We start from the raw sequence: 21417 nt of genomic DNA, 5'->3' as shown, positions 1-21417 counted from the left end.
ATCAAACTCCTGCCTTTTCGGTGATGGTGCGCTTCTCGATGCGCTTCTCGGGATTCGGGTTGTGCACGATGCGGTGCACGTAGATGCCGGGCAGGTGAATCTGGTCGGGATCCATCGCACCGGTCTCCACGATTTCCTCGACCTCGACCACGCAGATCTTGCCGGCCATCGCCACGGCGGGGTTGAAGTTGCGCGCGGTCAGGCGGAATTGCAGGTTGCCGGATTTGTCGGCTCGGTAGGCCTTGACCAGCGAAACGGCGGGCACCAGCGAGCGTTCCATCACGTAGGTTTCGCCGTCGAACTCGCGCAGTTCCTTGCCTTCGGCCACCAGGGTGCCCACGCCGGTCTTGGTGAAGAAGGCCGGGATGCCGGCGCCACCGGCGCGCAGCTTCTCGGCCAGCGTGCCCTGCGGCGTGAATTCGAGCTGCAGTTCGCCCGCGAGGTACTGGCGCTCGAACTCCTTGTTCTCGCCCACGTAGCTCGCGATCATCTTGGTGATCTGCCGCGTCTCCAGCAGCTTGCCCAGGCCGAAGCCGTCGACGCCCGCGTTGTTGGAAATCACGCTGAGGTTCTTCACACCGCTGTCGTGCAGCGCGTCGATCAAAGCCTCGGGAATGCCGCAGAGGCCAAAGCCCCCCACAGCGAGCAACTGGCCGTCGGCCACGATGCCTTTGAGCGCGGCATCCGCGTTCGGGTAAATCTTGTTCACGTCGAAGTCTCCTGGGTTGAACCGTGGAAGCTGGCTACGATACTACGTAACGACATACGTAGTATTTCGTAAAGCCAAACCCTCACCTCAACACTTGCCCAGCCGCCATGGAGATCGACTACCGACTCGCCTTCGACCTCGCCCCGGTGGGCCTGGCGCTCTCGCGCGAGCGCACCATGGTCGACTGCAACCAGGTGCTGTGCGACATGTTCGGCGCCACGCGCGAGCAACTCGTGGGCCAGAGCTTTCAGATCCTCTACCCCAGCGCCGACGAGTACGAGCGCATCGGCGCGCGGATGACGCCCCTGCTCGGCCGCAAAGGCACCTACGCGGACAACCGCATCATGAAGCGCGTTGGCGGCCAGTGGCAGGGCGAAACCTTCTGGTGCCACGTGACGGGGCGCGCGCTGCGGCTGGACGCGCCGCACGCCGAAGGCATCTGGAGTTTCGAGGACCTGAGTTCCACCCGCGCGGTGAAAGCCGAGCTCACGCCGCGCGAACGCGAGGTGGCCGCCTTTCTCATGGACGGCCTGACCAGCAAGCAGATCGGCAAGGCACTGGACATCAGCCACCGCACGGTGGAGATCTACCGCGCGCGGCTGATGCGCAAGTACCAGGCGCACAGCACGCCCGATCTGGTGCACCGTTTGTTGACCGGCGGCTGAGCGCCGGCCCCCTTCGGTTTCAGGGTTGCAACTGCCCCACCAGCGCGTCCACCTGGGCGGCCGACATGCCCATGCCCGACGCCTGGTCGCGCGCCTTCTTCAAACCGTTGCTCAGCGCGTCCTGGTACTTCTTCGCCACGTCGTCGTCCTTCTTCAAGGCCACGCCCGCGCCTTCCAGAATGGCCTTCATCTGGGCTTCATCGGGTTGCAGCGAGGACACCGCCGCATCGAGGAACGCGTTGAAGCGGCGCGTGACCTCGGCCGACGGCAGGCCCGCGGGCAGCTCCAACCCCAGGTCCGACAAGGCCTCGCGCTGCTGCACCACCGTGAGCACACCCAGTTCCTTGCCGGTGTACTGCTGCTGCAAGGCCTTGAGCGTTTCGCCGCGCGCTTCGCTGCGCATCGCATCGAGCGCGGCGGTGATCGCGGCCGTCTTCTGCACGTCCGCATCGCCCAGCAGCGACAGCATGTTGCCCTGGTCCGCGATCGGGAACTGACCGGCCAGGCGCACGAGCGTGTCCAGGGGCAGGGCAGGTTCCTCCTCGTCCTCTTCCGCCGGCAACTGGCTGGTGTGGTGGAAGCCGAAGGACGTGAGCACTTCTTTCCACTTCTCGCCCTTCTTGGCCATGGCCTTGACCCGCGTGCCGAGGGCGTACGGGTTCTTCACGCGAGCGCCCTCCTTCTCGGCGGCCTCGGCGGCCTTCTGCGCCGCCGCTTTCTCGGCTGGCGTCATCAAGGCTTCCAGGCTCTTGGCGGCAGCGTCGTGCTCGGTTTGCGCGGCCTTCTGGTCCGTGAGGAAGGTGCGCTCGCTGTCCTTCTTCTTCTGTTCCTTTTCTGTCGCGCTGAGCGCGGTGTCGGCGTCGATGTCGGCATCGCGCTGCTCGCGCGCCACCTGGGCTTTGGTGTCGGCCTCTGTTGCGGCGTTGTCCTTCTGCTGAGCGGCCAGGCGGTCGTCGGCGTTCTTCCTCGCGGCGTCGCGCTGGTCGTCCGCGGCCTTCTTCTGGGTGGCCAGATCTGCCGGCGGCGGCGTCAGCGCGGCCAGGCGATCGGTCTCACGCTGGTGGGCCTGCTCCGCCTCCTTCTTCGCGCGGTCCGCGTCGGCCGTGGCGCGCGCGTCGTCGGCGATGCGCTTGTGCTCCGCCGTCGCGGCATCGCGGTCGGCTTGCAGCTTGCGCTTCTCCTGTTCGGCTTGCGTGGTGAGCCGAGCGATCTCATCGGGCGTCTTGTTCTGTGAATCGACCCTGAGCTTGTCGTCCACCCGGGTCACCGCGTCGTCGTGGGCCGTGCTGGCCGTGGCGTCGTCGGTGTCGCGTTTCGCGTCGGCTTGCGCTTGCGCCTTGCGTTGGGCCAGATCGAGTTCGGCCTTGGCTTCGCTGGCCTTGCGTTGATCGGTGGCGGCGTCCTTCACCTTGTCGCGGGCGGTCTCGCGCTCGGTTGTGCGGTCGGCGTACTTGTCGTCGATCTCCTTTTGTTTGGCCGTCTTGTCGGCAGCGCTCAGTTGGGGGTCGATGGCGTCGACTTCGGTCTGCCGGGCAAGGTCGTCGCGCGCCTGCTCCTTGGCCGCGGCCTTGTCGGCGCGCTCCTGCGCAGCCTTCTCGCGTTCGGCGGCCTGCTTGTCGGCCACCGCCTTGCGCCGGTCGGCCTTTTGCGCAGCGGTCCATGCGCCGTTGCGGTCGATGTCGACCTCGGCCTGGGCGGCTTCGCGGTCGGCCTTGGCCAGCGCCTCGCGCTCCGCCGCGTCCAGATCGGCCAGTTCGCGCTTGTGCCGGGCGTCCGCGGCCGCCTGGGCTATCTCGGCCTTCTTGCGGTCTTCCAGCCGCGTGGTCTGGTCTGCCTTGGCCTTGGCCACCGCGTCGTCGTGCGCGGTCTTGGCGTCTGCCTCGGCCTTCGCGCGCGCGTCGTCCGCGTCCTTCTTCGCGGTCGCGACCTCGGTGTCGGCGGTGCGCTTCTTCTGGTCGGCGTCCTTCGCCGCGCTCTCCTTCTCGGCCACGCGGGTCTTGTCCGCCGCGTCGCTGACCGTGTCGAACGTCTTCTGCGCGTCGCTCACACGCTGGTCGTGTTCGGTGTTGGCCTTCTCGCGCGCGGTCTTCTTCTGATCGTCGCTCAGTGCCGTGTCGGCATCGATCTTCTTCAACGCGGCATCGCGGTCGGTCTCGGATGTTTTCTTCGCCGCGTCCAGAGCCTTGCGGGCCGGATCCACGGCCTTGTCGCGCTTCTGGTCGGCCGCCTTCTCGGCCGCCACGCGGTCCGCGTCGATGCCGGTCGCCTTGTCCTTGCGATCGGTCTCGGCCTTGTCCTGCGCGGTCTTCAGGTCCGCGTCGGCCTGGGTCTTGGCGTCCTTCAATGCCGTGGCGGCATCGGCAACGGCCTTCTTCTGGGTGTCATCGTCTTTGCCCGCATCGCGCTGGTGCGCGGCCTCCGCCAACGCTTCCCTTTTGGCCTTCTCGGCGTCGATCCTGGCCTGCTCCTGTTTCTTGCGCGCGGCCAGTTGCGCGTCCGCCGCCTTCTCGGCGTTGTCGCGCTTCGCATCGTCCCGTTTCTGGTCGGCGTCGTCGATCGCCTGCTTCGCGGTTTTGGCGTTGGCGTCCTTGGCCTGCTGCTTTTGCGCGTCGCTCAGGGTCGCATCGGCGTCCGCCTTCGCGTCGTCGGCGGCCTGCTTCTCGCGCGCCCGGCGAATGCGGTCGTCCGCATCGCGCTGGGCCTGAAAGTCGCTGTCGGTGCGCTGCTTCTGCGCTGCGTTGTCGTCCTTGGCCTTGTCGGTGTCGGCCTTCATGTTCGACTCGCGCTCGGCCTTGGCGGCTTTGAGCGCATCGGCCTGCTCGGCATTGCCGGCGGCTTCCTGGCGGCGGATGGTGGAATCGGCCGCCTTGTTCTCGGCGTCGCGCTTGCGCTGGGCAATGTCATCCAACGCCTTCTCGCGCAGGTCCGCCGCGTCCGAGGCGTTCTTGCGCTTGGCGTCCTCGGCCGACTTCTGGTTCGCGGCCTTGGCGTCTTCAAACTGCTTGTCGGCGGTCGCTCGCTCCTGGCTGGCCGTCGCCGAGGTGGGGTCGATTCTGGCGAGGAGCTGGTCGCGTTCGCGCGCGGCCTTGTCGTCGCCTTGCTGGCGGTCGAAGTCGGCCTTCTGGTCCTTCTTCGACTGATCGGACTTGATGCCCGTTTCTGCCTGCGTGGCCGCGCGATCGGCCTGGCGGTTGTTGCGGTCCAGCTTCGTGGCGGTCGCGGCGTCCTTGGTGGCCTGCTTCGTGGCCGCCAGGTCGGCGTTGTTTTGGGCACGTGTGGCCGCGTCCGCGCCCACGTTGCGCACCGTGTTTTTCACCGAGTCGGCCGCGTTGCTCAGGCCCGCGCCCGCGTTGGTCAGCTTGTTGCTGATCGCGGCCACGGTGTCGCTGTCGCGCACGCTGCGGGCCTTGTCGGCGACCATGTCGCGCGCCTTCTTGCCCGGCACGTACACACCCACGCTCACGCCGAACTTGTTCGACGACGACTCGTCCACGTCCTTGAGCTGTTCGATCGACACGTTCGCGCCGTTGAGGTTCGTCGTGCCCGCCTGGATGATGCTCTCGACGCCCGCGATGTCCTTGCCCTTGATGTCGATGCCACCGGCGGCCTTGATGTCGGCCGTGCCACCGATGTTGAGCACGGCGTTGCTGTTGGTGACCTTGTTCTCGTTCGTCCTCTCGCCTTGCGCCTTGAGGCTGCCGTGGCCGCTCTTCTCCTTCGTGTCCACGCCGCCCGCCACCTCCACCGCGGTGTTGTTGATGCGTTTTTCGCTGGTGCTGACCGCGGCTTCCAGCGTCAGCGCGCCCGTGCCCGTGTCGATGTTGGCGTTCTCGCTCACGTTGACCTGCGTGCCCTCCAGGCGCACGCCCGAGCCCGCGCTGATGGTGAGGTTCTTCGCCGTGAGAGAACCGCCCGTGCGGGTGGTGCTGCTCTCGAACTCGTCGGTGCGGCTGCCGCCGGCCTGGACACTGCCGCCGGTCTTGCCCGCTTCGACGCTCACATCCATCGACCAGCCGTCGGCCGTGCGGGTGTGGGTGTCCTGCACAGCCTGGAAGTCGACCTTGCCGTCGCGGGACTGGAGCGTGGCCGAGTCCTGCGCGGTGAGGTTCGTGCCCACCAGGGTGATGTCGTTCTTCGACTTCAGCACGATGTTGCCCGCGTTGATCGACCCGGCCTTGCCCGTGGTCGAGCTTTCGCGGGTGGACATTTCGCTGCCACCACCGCCCACGCTGCCCGACTTCTGGGCGACGTTGACCGAGACGCTCGCATGCGCGGACATCTCGTAGCTCGACGAGTTCGTCGTGTCCTGCGCGGCTTCGAACCGGATGCCACCTTCGCGCGATTCGACCGACGCCGTGCCGCCGGCTTCCAGGTTCGTGCCACGCAGGGTCACGTCGTCCCTGGCGCTCAGGTTCATGTCGCCACCGGCCTTGAAGGAAGCCGCCTGCTGCGAGGTGGAGCTTTGCGTGGCGGTCGAGCGTTCGCCCGAGCCGGAAGCGGACACCGTGCCGTCGCCCGACACGCCCACGGTCACGTTGGTTTCCGAGCGGTTCTGTGTGGCGGTGTCGTGGCTGTCGGCGGTCAGGATGTTGATCGCGCCCTTGTCCGCCGTCACGTTGATGCTGCCGGCCGCGTCCACGTTCGTGCCGTGGAAGGTGGCGTCGCCGTCGCGTGCGGTGAACGACACGTTGCCACCGCTGTTGAAGCCCGAGGCAATGGCTTGCGAACCGCTGCCGGTGTTGCTGGTCTTGGTCACCGTCACGCTCAACTCGGCCTTGACCTGGCCTGGGTCGGGCGCGCTCAGCGCGTTGATGCCCTGGGCCGCGCCGGCCATGTCGAAGCCGGCCTTGTTGGTGGCCGGGTTGATGAAGCTCGACACCAGGCCATCCAGCCCGGTCTCCGCCTTCACGCCCAGGCCCACGCTCACCGAGGTCGAGCTGCCGCTCTCGGTGTAGGTGTTCTGCGCGGCTTCGCTGGTGATCGTTTTGGCCGCGACGCCGATGTCGCCGCCCGCGGCCACCTGCGTGCCCTGCTCGCGGAAGTTGCCACCCGCGTCGAGGTTGATGTTGCCGCCCGCGCTCAGGCCCGACACCTGGGCCGTGGTCTGCGTGACTTCGTTGTTGCTGCGCTCGTTCTGGAAATTGAGCGACACGCCGGCGCCGGCCACCGAGGCATTGGCCGTGACACCGAACGACGAGCTCGAACGCGTCGTCTCCACCGTGACCGAATCGTTCGTCGCGAGCATGTTGATGTCCCCGCCGGCCTTGAGGTTCATGTCGCCGCCGGTGGCGATGTTGGAGCCCGTGATGTTCACATTGCCGGCGATGGCGCCCTCACCCGCGTTGAGGTTGCCGCCCACGGCGATGCCCGAGCGCAGGTGCGTGGTGGCGTCGACGGTGGTGGTTTCCTTGGTCTTGCTGAACAGCGTGCCCGTGGCGGACACTTCGCTGGCCGCGATGTTCTTGCCCGCGTCGGCCTTGGCCTCGCCGCCGAAGACGCTGGAGGTGCGCGTGGTCTGCGTGACGTTGAGCTTTTCCTCGAAGGTGGTCACGTTGAGGTCACCGCCGATGCGCTCGACGTTCAGGTCACCACCCACCGCGAGCTGAGAGCCCATGAGGTTGGTGTTGTTGCCCGACGCCATCGCCAGGTCACCGCCGAAGTTCACCGTGGACGCTTTGCCCGTGGTGTGGTCGATGGACGTGTCCTGCTCGTAGCTGCTGTTCCAGCTCCGGGTCGAGGTGGACGTTTCCGTCTTGCGGTTTTCGGCCAACGCAACGATGTTGATGTCCTTGCCGGCGTCCAGGCGCCCGCCACCGGCCACGTCCACCGTGCTGGCTTCGATGTTGATGTTGTTGCCCGCGGTGGCGTTGAGGTTGCCCCCGACGTTCAGGCCCGAGCCCACCTGGCGGGTGATGTTCTCGGTCGTGGTGGTCGTGGTGCGGTGGCCACCGGCGCGGCTGCTCTCCTGCACCGCGGAGAAGGTCTCCTGCTTGACCGCTGTGAGCGTGATGTCCCGGCCGGCGGTCAGGTTGGCGTCGCCTGCCGCATGGAGGTTGCCGCCGCGCGAGACGATGTCGTTCTTCGCGTTCAGGTTCAGGTTGCCGGTGGACTCGATGGTGGCGGTCGGGCCCAGGTGCGTCACATTGCCCTGGTCACCGAAACGCTGGGTGGCCGTTAGCGTTTCGTTGACGATGGAACCCTCGGTCGAGGTCACCGACACATCGCCCCCGCGGATCGTGCCGCTCTGGTTCAGGATGTCGCCCACCGCCTGGATGTTCAAGCCATTGGCCGCCACCAGCGTGCCGCCGGTGTTGGTGAAGGTGGTGCCGGCGTCGACCTTGAGGTTGTTGGACGCCACGAAGGCGCCGCTGTTGACGAACTCGCTCTCGGTCTTCACGTTGATGTTGGACGCGACGAAGCGCGCGCCCTGGGCCAGGCTGGCCTTGGTGGTGTCCGACAGGTAGAGCTGGGGCACCAGCGCCTTCTTGCCGTTGACCTCGACCTCGACCATCCAGACGATGTCTTTCTGCAGGTTGGCGATCTGCTCCTTGGTCAGCGCCACGCCCACGCGCAGCTGCAGGTCGTCCTGGGCCGCCACGGCGTTGTCCATCAGGTATTTGAACTGCTCGTTCTCGCTGGCCATGCCATCGGCGACGAACAACTGGCCGGCTTCGGCCAGCAGTTGCTGGCGCAGCAGTTGCTGCTCGAAGTACGGATCGCCCACGCGCAGGTAGTCCGTCGGGTCCAGGCCCAGGCTGTTGAGGAACAGGTCCGAGCCATACAGGCCGGCCAGGTTCATGAGGCGCGGGTCGGTCTCGAACAGGTAGGGCGAGGTCGGGTTGCGGCTGGGCACGAAGAACGGGCTGCCCGTCAGGGTGCCGATGCCGCTGCCGGGGACCGCACCCGGGGTGCCGCCGGTGGGTGCGCCACTGGACGGGCCTGTGCCGGGGATGATGGTGACGTTCTGGCTTTCACCGCGGAAGCCACTGCCGTTGGTCACGCGGCCGATGTTGACGTTGATCGCGCCACCCGACTGCACGGTGGAGGCCATGCCGACGGTGTAGGTGCTGAGGACGCCGGGCGAGATGTCGACGAATTTCTTGCGGTAGTAGGAGGGGAAGTCGTAGAAGCACCAGTCCTGGCCGGCCGCGCACGCCACTTCGCCACCGTTTTCGTACCGGAACACCAGCGCGTTCTTGTCGTGGCGCAGTTCCACCGAGCGGTTCTCGAATTGCGCGGTGCCGCTGCCGTTGAGGGTGATGTTGTTGCCGGCCGAGATCAGACTGATGTAGTTGAGCGCTTCCTTCTCGATCCAGGCCGTGAAGTCGTTGCCGGCGATGATGCGACCCCGGGGCGAGAGGTCGGGGCTGGCCAGGGTCTGCGAGCGGGTTTCCACCCAACGCGCGCACACCTTGCCCACCACGTCCTTGTTGAAGTGGTCTTCGTAGTGGCCGCAGTCGTCCTCGATGGTGATGTCCGGCGTGGCCGGGTTGTTGTCGTGGTCGTAGCTCGACGCGCCACTGGACACCCAGGCACCGGTGTTCACCACCGGCACGTTGTTGGTCGTGTTGCGCAGGTAGCTGGTGTAGATGTTGATGTTGCCGGTGCGCGCCTCGATGTCGGCGTCGGTGTTGACGACCGTGATGTCCTGCGCCGCGCCCTCCACCGCCGCCTGGCTGGGAGCACCGAGCAGGACGTTGCCGTTGTTGGCAAAGGTGGTGGCCCGTTTGCCGGCGTGGAGCTTGTTCTCGAAGAGGCGCGAGACCAGCACGCTTACCCCATTGCCACCGAAGAGCAGGCCACCGGCGTTGGACACGGCCTGGCTGCCCGCAGCCCCGCTGCGCGAGTCGATGCCGAGCTGGCCGTCGCGCGAAACGATGGCCGCGGTGTGCTGCGCGCTGGCGGTGTTGTCCAGCGTGTGGTTGCCCTGGATGGTGAGGTTGCCGACGGCATACAGCTCGGCCTTGGACGTTGCCGTGGACACGTTGTTGAGGTCGGCCACGTTGAGCGTCATGGCCGCGCCCGACTCCACCAGCTTGCTGTTGTTCAAGGTGTCGGCCGTCAGCGTGACGCCGGTCTGGCCGTACAACTTGCCGGTGTTGGTGACGGTGTCGGCGTCCACGGTGAGCGCGGCGCCCGACTCCACCAGGTGGCTGTTGCTCAGGGTGCCCGCGGTCAAGCCGAGGGCGGTCTTGCCGTATACCGTGCCGCTGTTGGTGAGCGTGCCGCTGGCGTCGAGCGTGAGGGTCGTGTCGCTGGCCAGCAAGCCTGCGTTGGTGATGGTGGTGGCGTTGACGTCCACCGCGCCGGTGCCACGCAATCCCTTGGTGCCGCCGGCGTTGCTCGCCGCGCCGACGTTCAAGGCGCCCGCGGTCACATTCAGGGCGGCGCCGCTGAACAGGGCCGCATCGGTCAGGTCCAGCGTGCCGGTGACGTTCACCGTGGTGCCGCCGAGGGGCCCGACACCATCGGCCTCGCCCATGAGCTTGGCGCCCGAGGCCAGCGCCATGGCGCCCGCGTTCACGGTCAGCTGGTGATCGGCCTGCACGGTGCCGCCGCTGACGTTCGCCGCGCCGGTGGTGGTGATGGACACATCCTGGCGCGCCTCGATCTGCGCGCTGGTGCTCTGCAGCGAAGCCGCATCCACGGTCAGGTTCGTGCCCGCCACGGCCTTGCCGCCGTTGACCTGCACATCGCCACCTTCCAGGCGGAGCTGCTCGGCCGCGCTGAGCTGCACGTTGTCGAGTTCGAGCTCGAAGCCGGGTGCGGCGGCGAGCTGGGTGGAGCGCAGCGTCACATTGCGCTGCGCGCCCACCACGTTGTCCTTCATCGAGATCCTGCCGTTCACGTCGAGCTCGACATCGCTCACCGACGCGGCCACGTTGCCGAGCATGCGCACACCCACGCCGGCCTCGGTGCCGATGAGCGAAATGCGGCCGGCGTACATGCCGCCGAGCGCGGACGAGTCCAGCGCGAAGGACGGCGCCGCGCCGACCGGTGCGCGCGCGGTCGCCGTCAAGGTCGCGTAGTCCACGTCGTTGCTGCCCAGGCGCAGCGACAGGTCGTTGGCGTTGATCTGGCCGTTGATCTGCGCCGAGCGCGTGAGGATGTCGAAGAAGTCCACGCCGGTGGCGTTGAGGCCGCCCGCGCCGATGCTCACGTCGCCGCCGTCGATGCGAAAGCCCATGAGGTTGTCACCGTTGAAGAGCGGTGAGCCCGTGGTGAGCGTGGCACGCGGGAAGTTGATGAAGCCACAGCCATCGCAGCTGATGCCGTTGGGGTTGGCCAGGATGTAGGCCGCTTGCCCACCCAACAGCTCCTGCGTGCCTTGCAGGATGGAGCGGTTGCCGCTGGTGACTTCATTGAGGATCAGCCGCGCCTGGCCGCCGGCCAGGTTCGGGTTGGCCACCACCGCGCCACCAATCTGGGAGATCGCGTTGACATTGGAGTTGTTGATCACCAGGCCCTGCGTGTTCACGTTGAACGTGCTGAACTGGTTGTGTGACAGACCCGACGCGTTGGGCGCGGCGATGTTCTGCACCGCCGTGCCGTTGAGCGACTGCGTGAGGGTGGATTGTTTTGCCGCCGCGGCCGCCGGGTCCACCACCTGCTGCGCATGGCTCACGTGCAGCACCGGAATCATGCCCATCGCGGCGCCCGTGAACGCGGCCTTGAGCGTGGCCTTCATGGTGATCTTCATGTCGTGTTCTCCCTGTTCTCAAAAAGCGATCGAGGCGCGCGCGTAGAGCGCATAGCCTTCGATGTCGCCGCGCGCCTGGATCGACGTGGACGCGCGCAGTGGTTCCCCGTAGGCGATGTCAAAACCGATCTTTCCGCCCACGCCGCGCACGCCGATCACCATGCCGGCGAGGCTGCCGGTGAACTGGCCTTCGCGCCCGTAGATGCGCCCGGTGTCGATGGCCGCGTAGGCCTGCAGGCGGCCGAACCACTTCGCGGTCAACGCGTCCGAAGGCGGTGGCAAGGTGATGGCCACGTCGTTGCGCCAGTAGGCGCCGCGCTCACCCGACGCGGAGGTGCCGTCAAAGCCGCGCACCGTGTGCAGGCCGCCGACGGACATCTGCTCCGAGCCGTAGAGGTTGTGCGGGCTGGTCTGCATCTGCAGGCTGCTGGACCAGGTGGCGTCCAGCGAGCCCAGGCGCAGCGGGCGGAAGTAGGAAATGCCGGCGTTGTAGCGCACGCCGGTGGGTGTGGGCACGTTGTTCGTGCCCGCGCCGGGCAAGGCTTCGACGCCGAAAGCCTTGAGGCCCTTGTTCAACGAGGTGTCGATGGTCCAGGTGCCCGCGCCGGTGGAGAACACCGAGGTCAGGCCGAGGTTGAAGTCGGTCAGCTTGGGGCTGCTGGACGTGAGCAGGCTGCCTTCGATGTAGTTGCGCGAGTCCTTGTGCGCCAAGCCGGTGTTGAGCGTGAGCTTGCTGGTCTGTCCGCGCATGAGCACGCGCTGCGCGCCCACGCTGAAGGTTTCGGTGTTGCCCGAACTGCGGAACTGCTGCGTGAAGCTGCGCACCGTGCTGGCGTAGGCGCTCTTGCTGATGTTGGCGCTGAAGTTCCAGTAGCCGTAAGGGTAGTTGGCGCCGATCATGTAGCTCTCGGAAAGGCGGCTGCGCGGGTTCGCGTCGAGGTTGCGCGAGAAGCTGGCGAACCAGGCGTCGTTGACACCGTAGAGGTTGTCCACCGACAGGTTCAAGCTGCCGCGCAGGTCGCCGGTGGACGGGCTGCCGTAGTTGTCGACCGTGAAGCCGCCGTTGACGCGCTCGCGCGGCTGGTTCCTGATGACCACGTGGGTCAGGCCCGGCTCGTCGCTCGGCTGCAGCTCCATGGTGGCGTTGTTGGAGCCCAGGCGGTTGATCTGGTCCAGCCCCTGTTCGATGTCGCGGATGTTGAGCACACGCCCGGTGAGGCCGGGGAACGCGGAGGCCAGGTCCACCCCGGCCTGCTCGTCGCTCAAGGTGATCGCGCCCACCTTGCCTTCGAGCACCAGCAGCTTGAGCAGGCCCTGGCCCATGTCCTGCTGGGGGATGTAGACGCGCGAGGTCACGAAGCCCACCTCGACATAGCGGTTGGTGATGCCGCGCATCAGGTCGCGTATGCCCTTCAGGCCCACGCACTGGCCGATGAAGGGCTGCGTCAGGCCGGCCTGGTCGGCCGCGCTCAGGTGCGCCGCGCCGTCGAGCTCGATGCGCTGGACCGTGAAGCAGGTGCCGTCGTCGGGCAACTCGGGTGGGGCCGAGGGCCCCTGAATGTCCACGGTGCCCGGCAGGCGGCGCGCGGCATCCTGTTCGCGCAGCAAGGCGTCGCGGCGCTGCTGCTCTTCACGCTGCAGTTGCTCCTGCTGCTGCCGGATCTGTTCGATCTGCTGCGGCGTGGGCCCGACGGGCTGGGCCTGCACACCCGTGCAGGCGATCACCCAACCCAGCCACGCGATCGCCGCGAACCGTCCCCTGCCTGCACTTGTTCTGTCGATACCCACATGCACTCCGCACTCGTGGAGCGTGCAGCGTTGGTGCTGACGTCCCGTCCCAAAAAATGAGGTCGAAGTGTGCGTATTTGTTACAGAGAGCGCCATGCGACCAAAGGCGCAAGCGGCCAAAAATCCGTGATCGATGTCACGGATGGGGCGGCACGAAGGCGCGACCTACCGATGGCCGGTCTTTGTCGACGGCCCAGCGGTGTACCCATCCCCCTGAGGTATGTGGATATCATCGAACGCTTGTTTGCAATTTCTGTAGCACGCAAGCCTTGCATCTCCTCGCTTGGCACGCGCTCGCACTGTTCGCCGATGAAACTACTCGTGATCGATGACCACCCTGTGATGCTGGAAGGCCTGGCGCAACTGGCGGCCCAGGCACTACCGCAGCACACCGTGCTCAAGGCGAGCAGCTTCGCGGAAGGGCATCGCATCGCACAACACGAATGCCCGCCCGATCTGGTCCTGCTGGACCCGGGCCTGCCCGATGTGCCCAGCGCCCTGGCGATCCGCAGCATCGTGAAGGCGGTGCCCGGCGGTTGCGTGATGGTGATCTCCGCCAGCGACCAGTTGCACGACCAGGAGTCCGCCTGGGCGGCCGGTGCGCACGCCTTCGCCTCCAAGGCGGCGCGCCCCGAACACCTCATTGCCGGTCTGCACGCCTTGGCCAATGGCCAGCGGGTGCTGATCACGCCCACCGAACAGCGCGACGTGTCCGAGGCCGACCTGCCGCGGCGCGGTGCCCTCAGCACCCGGCAGTTCGACGTGCTCGTCGCCTTGTGCGAAGGCCTGCCGAACAAGACCATCGCGCTGCGCCTGCAGATCACCGAGAAGACGGTGAAATCGCACGTGAGCGCGATCTTCGAAAAACTCGGCGTGGCCAACCGCACCCAGGCCAGTCTGGCCGCGCGGCGGCTGGGCCTGATCCACGAAGCGGCGCCGCCCTCTTCGCCTCTCATGTAAGAGATAGGCGTCGGGTCGCCGCCGGTTTCGTGAACACCGCAGGCGGCTGCACGGTCTGATCAGCCACGCAGGGAAGCGGCCTCGCGGAACGCGGGTACCTCGTTGTTCCGCGGGTGGCACAGTACACTGGATTCATGACCCTTGCGCTCAAGATGCATGCAGATCCTGGCTACTTCTGCGAACCCTGCCGTGTCACCGCATCCGCGAAGGAAACATCATCACCGTATCCGCGGAGTGGCGTGGAGAGCCTTCCATGAAGCGCGTTCTCGCACCTCTGAACCCGCTGCGCTCATTCGAAGCAGCAGCCCGGTTGCTGAGCTTCACGGTAGCGGGAGAGGAACTCAACGTGACGCAGGCAGCGATCAGCCGCCAGGTTCGCGTGCTGGAGGAATACCTGGGTCAGACGTTGTTCAACAGGCAGGCTCAGTCCATTGAGCTCACGGCAGCCGGCGCCAGGTTGTATCCCGCGATCAGCAAGGCTCTCGACGACATGTCAAGAGCGACCCAGGAGGTAAGTCGGCGCCGCAGTCAGGAAGTCTTGTCGATTCAGGCGTACAGCACTTTTGCTCAATGCTGGCTGATTCGCCGGCTATCGGAGTTCCAGGAGTTGCACCCCGACATCGACGTCAGACTCTCCGCGTCGTCAGCACAGGTGAACTTCGAGCAGCAGGGAATCGATGCAGCCATCTACTCCGGCACCATCGAGGCCGGTGGTATCCAGACGGATTTCTTGACCCCCATAGAACTTGTCCCGGTCCTCAGTCCCGCGTTGCTGGATCGGCAACCGGGAGGTGTCGTCGATCTGTCGCGCCTCAAATTGCTTCACTCGATGTCTCGGCCTAGCGGCTGGAACGATTGGCTTCGCAGTGCGGGCTTAGGTCACCTGGACGGAAGTCGAGGACACAAGTTCGAAAGCTCCGCATTGGCTTTCGAGGCTGCGATCCAGGGGGCGGGGGTAGCGCTGGGCGTCAAGGTCCTGGTGGAGCACTACCTTGCTTCGGGAGTCCTTGTGGCCCCCATTGACCATTCACTGACCCTGCCGGGCGGCTACCACCTTGTGAGTCCGCTTTCGCGGCCGGCCTCCCGCGCTCTTCGTTTGTTCCGAGCGTGGCTACTCGACGCGCTGTCCGTCTCGGGTCAAACCGTTCGGTAGAAAGATCCTCAAGTGCCGAAGACGCCGCGCAGCCCGGACCGGCGTATCGCACCGGAAAGCACGCCGTTGCATCGGACAGCTTGTGCATACAGATTCAGCAAAGGAAGCCCCGCTTCTCGGCCTTTGGGGACCGCAATGGCCATGTGTTCCAGCCCCCAGCGGTCGTCAAGAACGCGTGACCCGCCTACCGTGTCAGCAAGCTCGTTCAAGATGCCTTTGTTGGTCGCAAACGCGTGCAGGCGACCATCCTTCAGCATTCGCGCCGCCATTCCCAACGACTCCACAGGAATCACTCGCGCATGCTTGAACGCCTTCCCAAGTGCGATCTGAGACGAACTGCCCTCGCTGACCCCGACGCACACGCCCGGTTGGTCTATGCGATCCGAGGAAATGACATCGCCGCTAGACCGCACAAGGTAGCCAAGTTCGAGGCTCAGCAACGGCTCCGTGAAGGCAACGATGGACGCGCGCCGCGCCGTGGCGTTGGTGAAAGTGAAATCAACTTCGCTGCGTGTCAGCGCCTCGACGATCTCGGCCACTCGGGTGAATTGAACCTCCATCACCGGAACATCGAGCCACCTCCCCAACCGGTGCCCCAGCTCCCAGGCAATACCGGCCTTTTCGCCTTGCGGACCACTCACGAAGGAGGTCGGGGAGCCCGAATAAACCCCGATGCGCAGTGTTCTGGAAGGCGCCAGGCGCTCGATCTCCTCGGCACCGATCTCCGGCAGGATGTGTTGCCATTGGACTTGCGATTCAGACATGGAGGCGGCTCCTTGAAGGTGTTGACGAATGCAGCGGCCCGAGCCACCCGCGATACGCGGGAGCCCTTGATGGGTGGACTGGATGGGGGATGAAAGAGAGATGAGAGGGCCTCAGACGCCCCCGTCGACTTCGCGCCTAGTCGGCCTTGATGTTCATCTTGCGAACATAGGGAACCCAGCGCTCGAACTCGGCTCGCGTGTAGCGGACCGTCGATTCGGGGGTCTGCCCTTGAACGGGCAGCATTCCCTGCTCCTCAAGCTTCGCCAGCACCTGAGGCTTCTTCAGGCTGCGGTCGATTGCCCCGAACAACACGTCAGTAATGGCCCGTGGCGTGCCTTTGGGCGCAAAGAGGCAGTTCCAGGAATACGCGTCGAATTTGGGAAACCCCGCTTCTGCAACAGTGGGGACCTGCGGGATGGCCTTCAGTCGCTTCGGTGCGACGGCCGCCAATGCGACAACGCGGCCATCCTTCAGGTATTCAAGCACCGTGGTGGGTGACGTAAACAGGATTGAGATGTTGCCGCCCAGCAGGTCGACGACGGCTTGCGAGACACCTCGGTACGGAACATGCATTGCATGTGTGCCGGTTTGCTCCAGAAACATGCTCAATGCGATATGGCTGGATGTACCGTTACCGGCCGAGCCGTAGTTGAGCTTTCCGGGTTGGGACTTTAGCAGTTTGACGAGACCATTGAGGTCGCGAACACCGAGCGACGATGAGACCACGATTGCTCCAGGCACCAGTGTGGTGACAGCCACTGGCACCAGGTCGCTCAGTGGGTCGTGTCCAAGGTTGTCGTACACGGCAGCGTTCAATGCGAATGTGGACAGCGAGCCTGCCAGCAACGTGTACCCGTCAGCAGGCGACTTCACCACCAGGTTCGCACCGATGTTGCCACCGGCACCAGGACGGTTCTCCACAACGAAGCTTTGCCCCAGCTCATCCTGAAGACTCTGCGCGAAGAGACGGGTAATGAAGTCCGTCGTTCCCCCGGACGCATAGGGCGCAATGATGCGCACCGGCTTTGACGGATATTTCGAGGCCGACGCGACGTGGAAGGGGCTCAGTAGCCCGGCGGCCCCACCGACGATCATTTGAATGGCTTGGCGTTTTGTGTGCATGAGTGTCTCCTTGATGGGTGAATTGGCAAGCTGAGTCAGCAGGAACGATGAAGTGGACTTGGCGGTCGGAAGTCGGCGTTGTGGAGGATGTGGGGTCCGGCGTCTCCAGGTGACGTGAGGCCCAGCGATGCCATGTTGCGCTTCACCTCTTCCTTGAGCAGTGAGATCGCATGGGTGACGCCCGCGTGCCCGGCAACGGCGGCGGCATAGAGGAAGGGTCGCGCCACCAGCACAAAATCGGCGCCGAGCGCCAACGCTTTCAGCACGTCGCTGCCACGGCGAATGCCGCCGTCGTAGATGAGTGGCAGCGACCCCGTCGCCGCGCGAATCGACGAAAGCACTTTGAGTGGAGCGACGGCCCCGTCCAACTGACGCCCGCCATGGTTGGATACGACGATGGCATCCACGCCCAGCTTTGCCGCCGTTGCCGCGTCCTCGGGGTGCAGCACCCCCTTGAGTACCAAGCGCCCTCTCCAGCATTCGCGCATCACGGCCACGTGGTTCCAGTCCAGCGAGTCGCGATTGAACTGGCGAACGGCCTCGTTCGAGATGATCGGCACGCCACGGCCACTTCCAGCATTCTCGAAATGCGGCATTCCGCGCTGCAGCAACGTTTTTCCAAGCGTCCCAGTCAGCCAGGAGGGGTGCGTCAAGCCCTCCCAGGCCAGTCTCAGACTGGGCCGCAACGGCGTCGAAAACCCGGCACGGATGTTGTTTTCTCTGTTGGCCCTTGCAGCAGTGTCCACGGTCAACACGAGCGTTCCCAAGCCCGCGTTGTGAACCCGCGCCGACATGGATCGGATTTGAGCCTCGTCGCCGGGCAGGTAGGCCTGGAACCACGCCTGACCCTCTGACGACGCGGCAACTTCTTCGAGCGGGGTGAGCGAAGCGCCACTGAGCACCATTGGAACGCCTGCTGCTGTGGCGGCGCGAGCCATGACGTTGTCGCCGTCGTAGGCGACGAGCGCCGAGATGCCCATGGGACCAATGCCAAAAGGTGCCTGGTAGCACGTGCCCAGCAGATTCGTCGCCATCGTTCGACGAGACACGTCACGCAGTACTCGGGGCGCGAATTCGAGTGTTTGAAAGGCGTTGAGGTTTTCTTCCCGCGAAAGATTGTCTTCAACGCCGCCCGACACGTACGCATACAGCGGATGGGGCAGGTGCCGTCGGGCGGCCGCGTCGAAGTCGTTGAGACTCAGCAGGCGTCGCAGCGAAGGCTTGAACCGCAGCGCCGCGTCCAGCGGCTGCACCTCCGGGGTGTTCGGTTTGCCGTCGTTGCCCGATGTTTCGGCTGTCGATAAGAGCGTTGTAGCCACGGTGTTTTTGCTGTCCAGGTATTGCTTGGTCCTCGCATGCCGCTGAAGGCGGACTGCTTGGATGGGACTGGATTCTGGCGAAGCTCGCAAAAACGCGAAATCGAGTTTTTGTGCAGTCCAGCACAACTTTTTCTTGGGCTGACAGCGAATGCGACAGCGGAGCTATACCGTCGGCCCCGTTGGTTGGAAAACCGCCAAATGGAAGAGTTGCCTGGCTACAACTCGACTTCTTGCTCGACAACCACCTGCTGCCGGGCGGGGTGGACAAACGGTTCTCGAAACGGACTCGCTCACGACCGTGTGGTGCGCGAGTGCCGGTGCAACTATTCTGGCAACCTGCACGTCAACCGGTGCTGGTCCAACAAGCCGTGGATACTGCGCCGCAGCGCCCCTGGGTCCACCGGCTTGTAGAGCAGATCGCATTCGGCCTGCTGCACGGCGCGCACGACATCGGCGCTGGTGTCACCCGTCACCACCAGCGCGGGCAGGTCGGCGTTGAACTCGTCGCGCAAGCGCTCGATCAGTTGCAGGCCCGTGACCTGCGGTGAGAGCCTGTGGTTGCTGATCAGCAATTGCGGCGCACGCGCCATCTCCGCCGCCTTGGACAGCGCCTGCTCCGGCGTGGCGGCCGTGCTCACGCTGCAACCCCAGTCGGTGAGCAGCGTTTCCATGACGGCGCGGATGTCGGCCTCGCCATCGACCACCATCACGTGCGCGCCGTTGAAGCGGGCGGGCTCCAGCGGCCTGGCGTTCACACCAAGCCCCGGTTTGGGCGGCTGCACGGTGGTGGTGGGCAGCGACACCGAAAAGTGGCTGCCCCGGCCCGGTTCGGAGCGCAGCGCCACCTGCAGCCCCAGCCGGTGGGCCAGGCGGTGCACGATGGCCAGCCCCAAACCGAGGCCGTGCGAGCGGTGGGGCTGGACCTCACCCACCTGGTAGAACGGTTTGAACACCTCGCGCTGGTGCGCGGGTGACATGCCCTGGCCGGTGTCCCACACCTCGATCAACACGCGCTCGCCGCGCCGCCGTGCCGACACCAGCACACCACCATGGTCGGTGTAGCGGATCGCGTTGGACACCAGGTTGCCCAGCAGCAGCACCAACAGCTGGTGGTCGGAATGAACCGCCCAGTCGCCCGTGTTCAGACGCAGCTTGAGTTTCTTGGCCTCGGCCGACGCCCGGTGTTCGCGCTCGATCTGCAGGAACAGCGCCCGCAGCGACAGCGGCGCCTCGCGCACCTCGACCAGACCGGCGTCCAGGCGCGACATGTCCAGCAAGGCGTTGAACAAGCCCGCCAAGGCATCGATGGAGGCGCGCAGGCTGCCCACCATCGGCTTCTGCTCGGTCGAGAGCGGCGTGCCTTCGAGCACGTGGGCCTGCAACGCCATCGCGTGCAGCGGCTGGCGCAGGTCGTGGCTGGCGGCGGCGAGGAACAGGGACTTCTTGCGGTTCTCCGCTTCGGCCTGCTCCTTGCGCACCATCACCTCGCGCAGCAGATCGGTGTTCTCGACATGCAGGCGCAGCGACCGCGCCATGGAGCGGTGCAACTGGTGGGCGTAGGCGCTCAGGAGCGGCAGCGAGGCCAGCCCCACCCAACCCAGGCCGCGCATCATCGGCGCCTCGTGCAGCACCATCCAGATGCCCACGGGAATGCACGCCGGCAGGGTGAACGCGTAGAACGCGCGCAGCAGCGAGGCCGACGCGACAATGGAGATCGAACCCAGGGTGGACGTGAGCAGCACGAACACCAGCTGGTATTCGACATCGTTCGGCGGGATCACCAGCCAGGCCCCGGTGCCCCAGATCACGCCGCCCGCGGCGGAACCGAGCGCGGCGTACCAGGCCCAATCACCGACCTCGTGCGAGGCGCTGCGGTGCGTGCGCCGGTAAGCGAGCCACAGGCCCAGACGCGCCAGCGCCTGGCCCACCATCAGCGCGCCCCACAGCATCCATTGCCCGGTGGGAATCAACGCATGGGCCACCACCAGAAACCCACACGCACCCAGAGCACCGCCCAGCGCCGAGACCGGCATGCGGGCGTACTGCGACTGGACAAGTTCGGCGCGGACGCGCTCAGAGGCTATGGGCCACCCCCCGCCGCGCTGCGCGCGTCCCCCCTTGAGGGGGGGCGCACGCAACGGCCCGGCGAAGCCGGTTCCCTGCGTGCTCTGGAAAATTCATCTCGCCCCGGAGATGACGCGCACAGCGGTGGAGCGTAGGGGTCAACAGCTCACTGCGGCTGGAAGCCGCTGTCCTTGATGATCTTCGCCCAGACCTTGCCATACGCCTGCTCGCGCGCGCCGAGTTGTTCGCCGGTCATGAAGCCCACGGTCAGACCCATGGCGGTGAGCTTTTCGCGCACGTCGGGTTGCGCGATCGCTTTCTGCACCGCGGCGGCGATGCGATCGATCGCGGCCTTGGGCGTGCCGGCCGGCGCGAACAGGCCGTAGTACGGCACGTCCTCAAACCCCTTGAGGCCGAGTTCGGAGAAGGTCGGCACCTCGGGCATGGCGGCCTGGCGCTGCGAACCCATCACCGCCACCACGCGCAGCTTGCCCGCCTTGTGGTTCTCGATGAAATCGGGGATCGAGGCCACACCGGCCGGAATCTGGTTGCCCAGCATGTCGCCCATCATGGGCGCGCTGCCGCGGTATGGCGCGGCCACCAGGTCCAGCTTGTTCTGCTTGGCGATCACCTCGACCAGAAACTGCGGCACCGAAGCCGGCGCGGGAATGCCCACCGAGCTCTTGCCACCGGCCGCCTTCACGCCGTCGATATAGGCCTTGAAGGATTGCGCGGGCGTGCCGTTGGACACGGCGAACGCATTGACGAAGGTGGCGAAGCCGGCCACCGGCACAAAGTCTTTCGCCGAGTCGTAGCCGGGGTTTTTGGTCACCATCGGCAGGATGGTGATGCTGTGGTCGTGGCTGAGGAACAGGGTGTTGCCATCCGCGGGCGCGGCCTTGAGCGCTTGCGCGGCGAGCTGGCCGCCCGCGCCGGGCTTGTTGTCCACCACCACCGCATGGCCCAGCTCGTCCTTGAGGCGTTCGCCCAGGATGCGCGCGATCGCATCGGTGCCGCCGCCCGGCGGGAAGCCCACGAGGATGCGGACGGTGGACTGCGCCTGGGCCAGGCCGACGGTGCAGACCAGGCCGGCCGCCAGCAGCGCGCGGCGGAGCAGGGAGGGGCGTGAAGCGGTCATGACGAAACTCCGGAGGGTAGGGTTGAAACCCTCC

At 65.9% G+C, this 21417-nt stretch carries 11 protein-coding genes; 3 read left to right on the top strand and 8 right to left on the bottom strand.

Annotation, left to right across the window (positions count from 1 at the left end):
- Window position 1: 1 nt before the first annotated feature.
- Window positions 2–709 carry a CoA transferase subunit A gene (locus tag FFS09_RS04735; RefSeq protein ID WP_137917706.1) on the bottom strand — a complete coding sequence of 236 codons (708 nt, stop codon included), beginning with the start codon at window positions 707–709 and terminating at the stop codon, window positions 2–4.
- A gap of 107 nt (window positions 710–816) precedes the next feature.
- On the opposite strand from FFS09_RS04735, the gene FFS09_RS04730 reads away from it, so the two are divergent.
- A complete protein-coding gene (locus FFS09_RS04730; protein WP_137917705.1) occupies window positions 817–1374 on the top strand; it encodes a PAS and helix-turn-helix domain-containing protein in 558 nt (185 codons plus the stop codon).
- 19 nt (window positions 1375–1393) lie between these two features.
- Here the strand turns inward: FFS09_RS04730 and FFS09_RS04725 are convergent, their stop codons facing one another.
- Both FFS09_RS04725 and FFS09_RS04720 read right to left on the bottom strand, forming a co-directional pair.
- Window positions 1394–11074: a two-partner secretion domain-containing protein gene (locus FFS09_RS04725; protein WP_137917704.1), complete on the bottom strand. Its 9681-nt coding sequence runs from the start codon at window positions 11072–11074 to the stop codon at window positions 1394–1396.
- 18 nt (window positions 11075–11092) lie between these two features.
- A complete protein-coding gene (locus tag FFS09_RS04720) occupies window positions 11093–12862 on the bottom strand; it encodes a ShlB/FhaC/HecB family hemolysin secretion/activation protein (protein ID WP_171019875.1) in 1770 nt (589 codons plus the stop codon).
- A 309-nt stretch (window positions 12863–13171) separates the two neighbouring features.
- Between FFS09_RS04720 and FFS09_RS04715 the strand changes: the two genes are divergently transcribed.
- A complete protein-coding gene (locus FFS09_RS04715) occupies window positions 13172–13822 on the top strand; it encodes a response regulator transcription factor (protein ID WP_171019874.1) in 651 nt (216 codons plus the stop codon).
- Between the two features lie 253 nt (window positions 13823–14075).
- Entirely contained in the window at window positions 14076–14975 is a 900-nt protein-coding gene (locus FFS09_RS04710) for a LysR substrate-binding domain-containing protein (protein ID WP_137917701.1), read from the top strand.
- Window positions 14976–14983: 8 nt separating this feature from the next.
- Here the strand turns inward: FFS09_RS04710 and FFS09_RS04705 are convergent, their stop codons facing one another.
- The 5 genes from FFS09_RS04705 to FFS09_RS04685 all read right to left on the bottom strand — a co-directional run bounded on the left by FFS09_RS04705 (window position 14984) and on the right by FFS09_RS04685 (window position 21383).
- Window positions 14984–15739, bottom strand: coding sequence for a transporter substrate-binding domain-containing protein (locus FFS09_RS04705; protein WP_137917700.1), 756 nt, complete (start codon window positions 15737–15739; stop codon window positions 14984–14986).
- A gap of 136 nt (window positions 15740–15875) precedes the next feature.
- Window positions 15876–16862 carry a Bug family tripartite tricarboxylate transporter substrate binding protein gene (locus tag FFS09_RS04700; RefSeq protein WP_137917699.1) on the bottom strand — a complete coding sequence of 329 codons (987 nt, stop codon included), beginning with the start codon at window positions 16860–16862 and terminating at the stop codon, window positions 15876–15878.
- Between the two features lie 35 nt (window positions 16863–16897).
- Window positions 16898–18115 (bottom strand): alpha-hydroxy acid oxidase, encoded by a 1218-nt coding sequence (locus tag FFS09_RS04695; RefSeq protein WP_137917771.1) that lies wholly within the window; start codon window positions 18113–18115, stop codon window positions 16898–16900.
- Between the two features lie 389 nt (window positions 18116–18504).
- Entirely contained in the window at window positions 18505–20214 is a 1710-nt protein-coding gene (locus FFS09_RS04690) for an ATP-binding response regulator (RefSeq protein WP_137917698.1), read from the bottom strand.
- Between the two features lie 197 nt (window positions 20215–20411).
- Window positions 20412–21383, bottom strand: coding sequence for a Bug family tripartite tricarboxylate transporter substrate binding protein (locus FFS09_RS04685; protein ID WP_137917697.1), 972 nt, complete (start codon window positions 21381–21383; stop codon window positions 20412–20414).
- Window positions 21384–21417: the final 34 nt, after the last annotated feature.

It is taken from the genome of Hydrogenophaga sp. 2FB, assembly GCF_005503365.1.
GTDB lineage: Bacteria > Pseudomonadota > Gammaproteobacteria > Burkholderiales > Burkholderiaceae_C > Hydrogenophaga.
Note: the sequence above shows the minus strand (reverse complement) of the source record. Positions and strands in the feature narration are given on the sequence as shown.

Bases quoted from the DNA above. Each gene is read 5' to 3' on its own strand.
- FFS09_RS04730 (WP_137917705.1), top strand. From the start codon at position 817: ATGGAGATCGACTACCGACTCGCCTTCGACCTCGCCCCGGTGGGCCTG.
- FFS09_RS04725 (WP_137917704.1), bottom strand. From the start codon at position 11,074: ATGAAGATCACCATGAAGGCCACGCTCAAGGCCGCGTTCACGGGCGCC.
- FFS09_RS04715 (WP_171019874.1), top strand. From the start codon at position 13,172: ATGAAACTACTCGTGATCGATGACCACCCTGTGATGCTGGAAGGCCTG.
- FFS09_RS04710 (WP_137917701.1), top strand. From the start codon at position 14,076: ATGAAGCGCGTTCTCGCACCTCTGAACCCGCTGCGCTCATTCGAAGCA.
- FFS09_RS04705 (WP_137917700.1), bottom strand. From the start codon at position 15,739: ATGTCTGAATCGCAAGTCCAATGGCAACACATCCTGCCGGAGATCGGT.
- FFS09_RS04700 (WP_137917699.1), bottom strand. From the start codon at position 16,862: ATGCACACAAAACGCCAAGCCATTCAAATGATCGTCGGTGGGGCCGCC.
- FFS09_RS04690 (WP_137917698.1), bottom strand. From the start codon at position 20,214: ATGCCGGTCTCGGCGCTGGGCGGTGCTCTGGGTGCGTGTGGGTTTCTG.
- FFS09_RS04685 (WP_137917697.1), bottom strand. From the start codon at position 21,383: ATGACCGCTTCACGCCCCTCCCTGCTCCGCCGCGCGCTGCTGGCGGCC.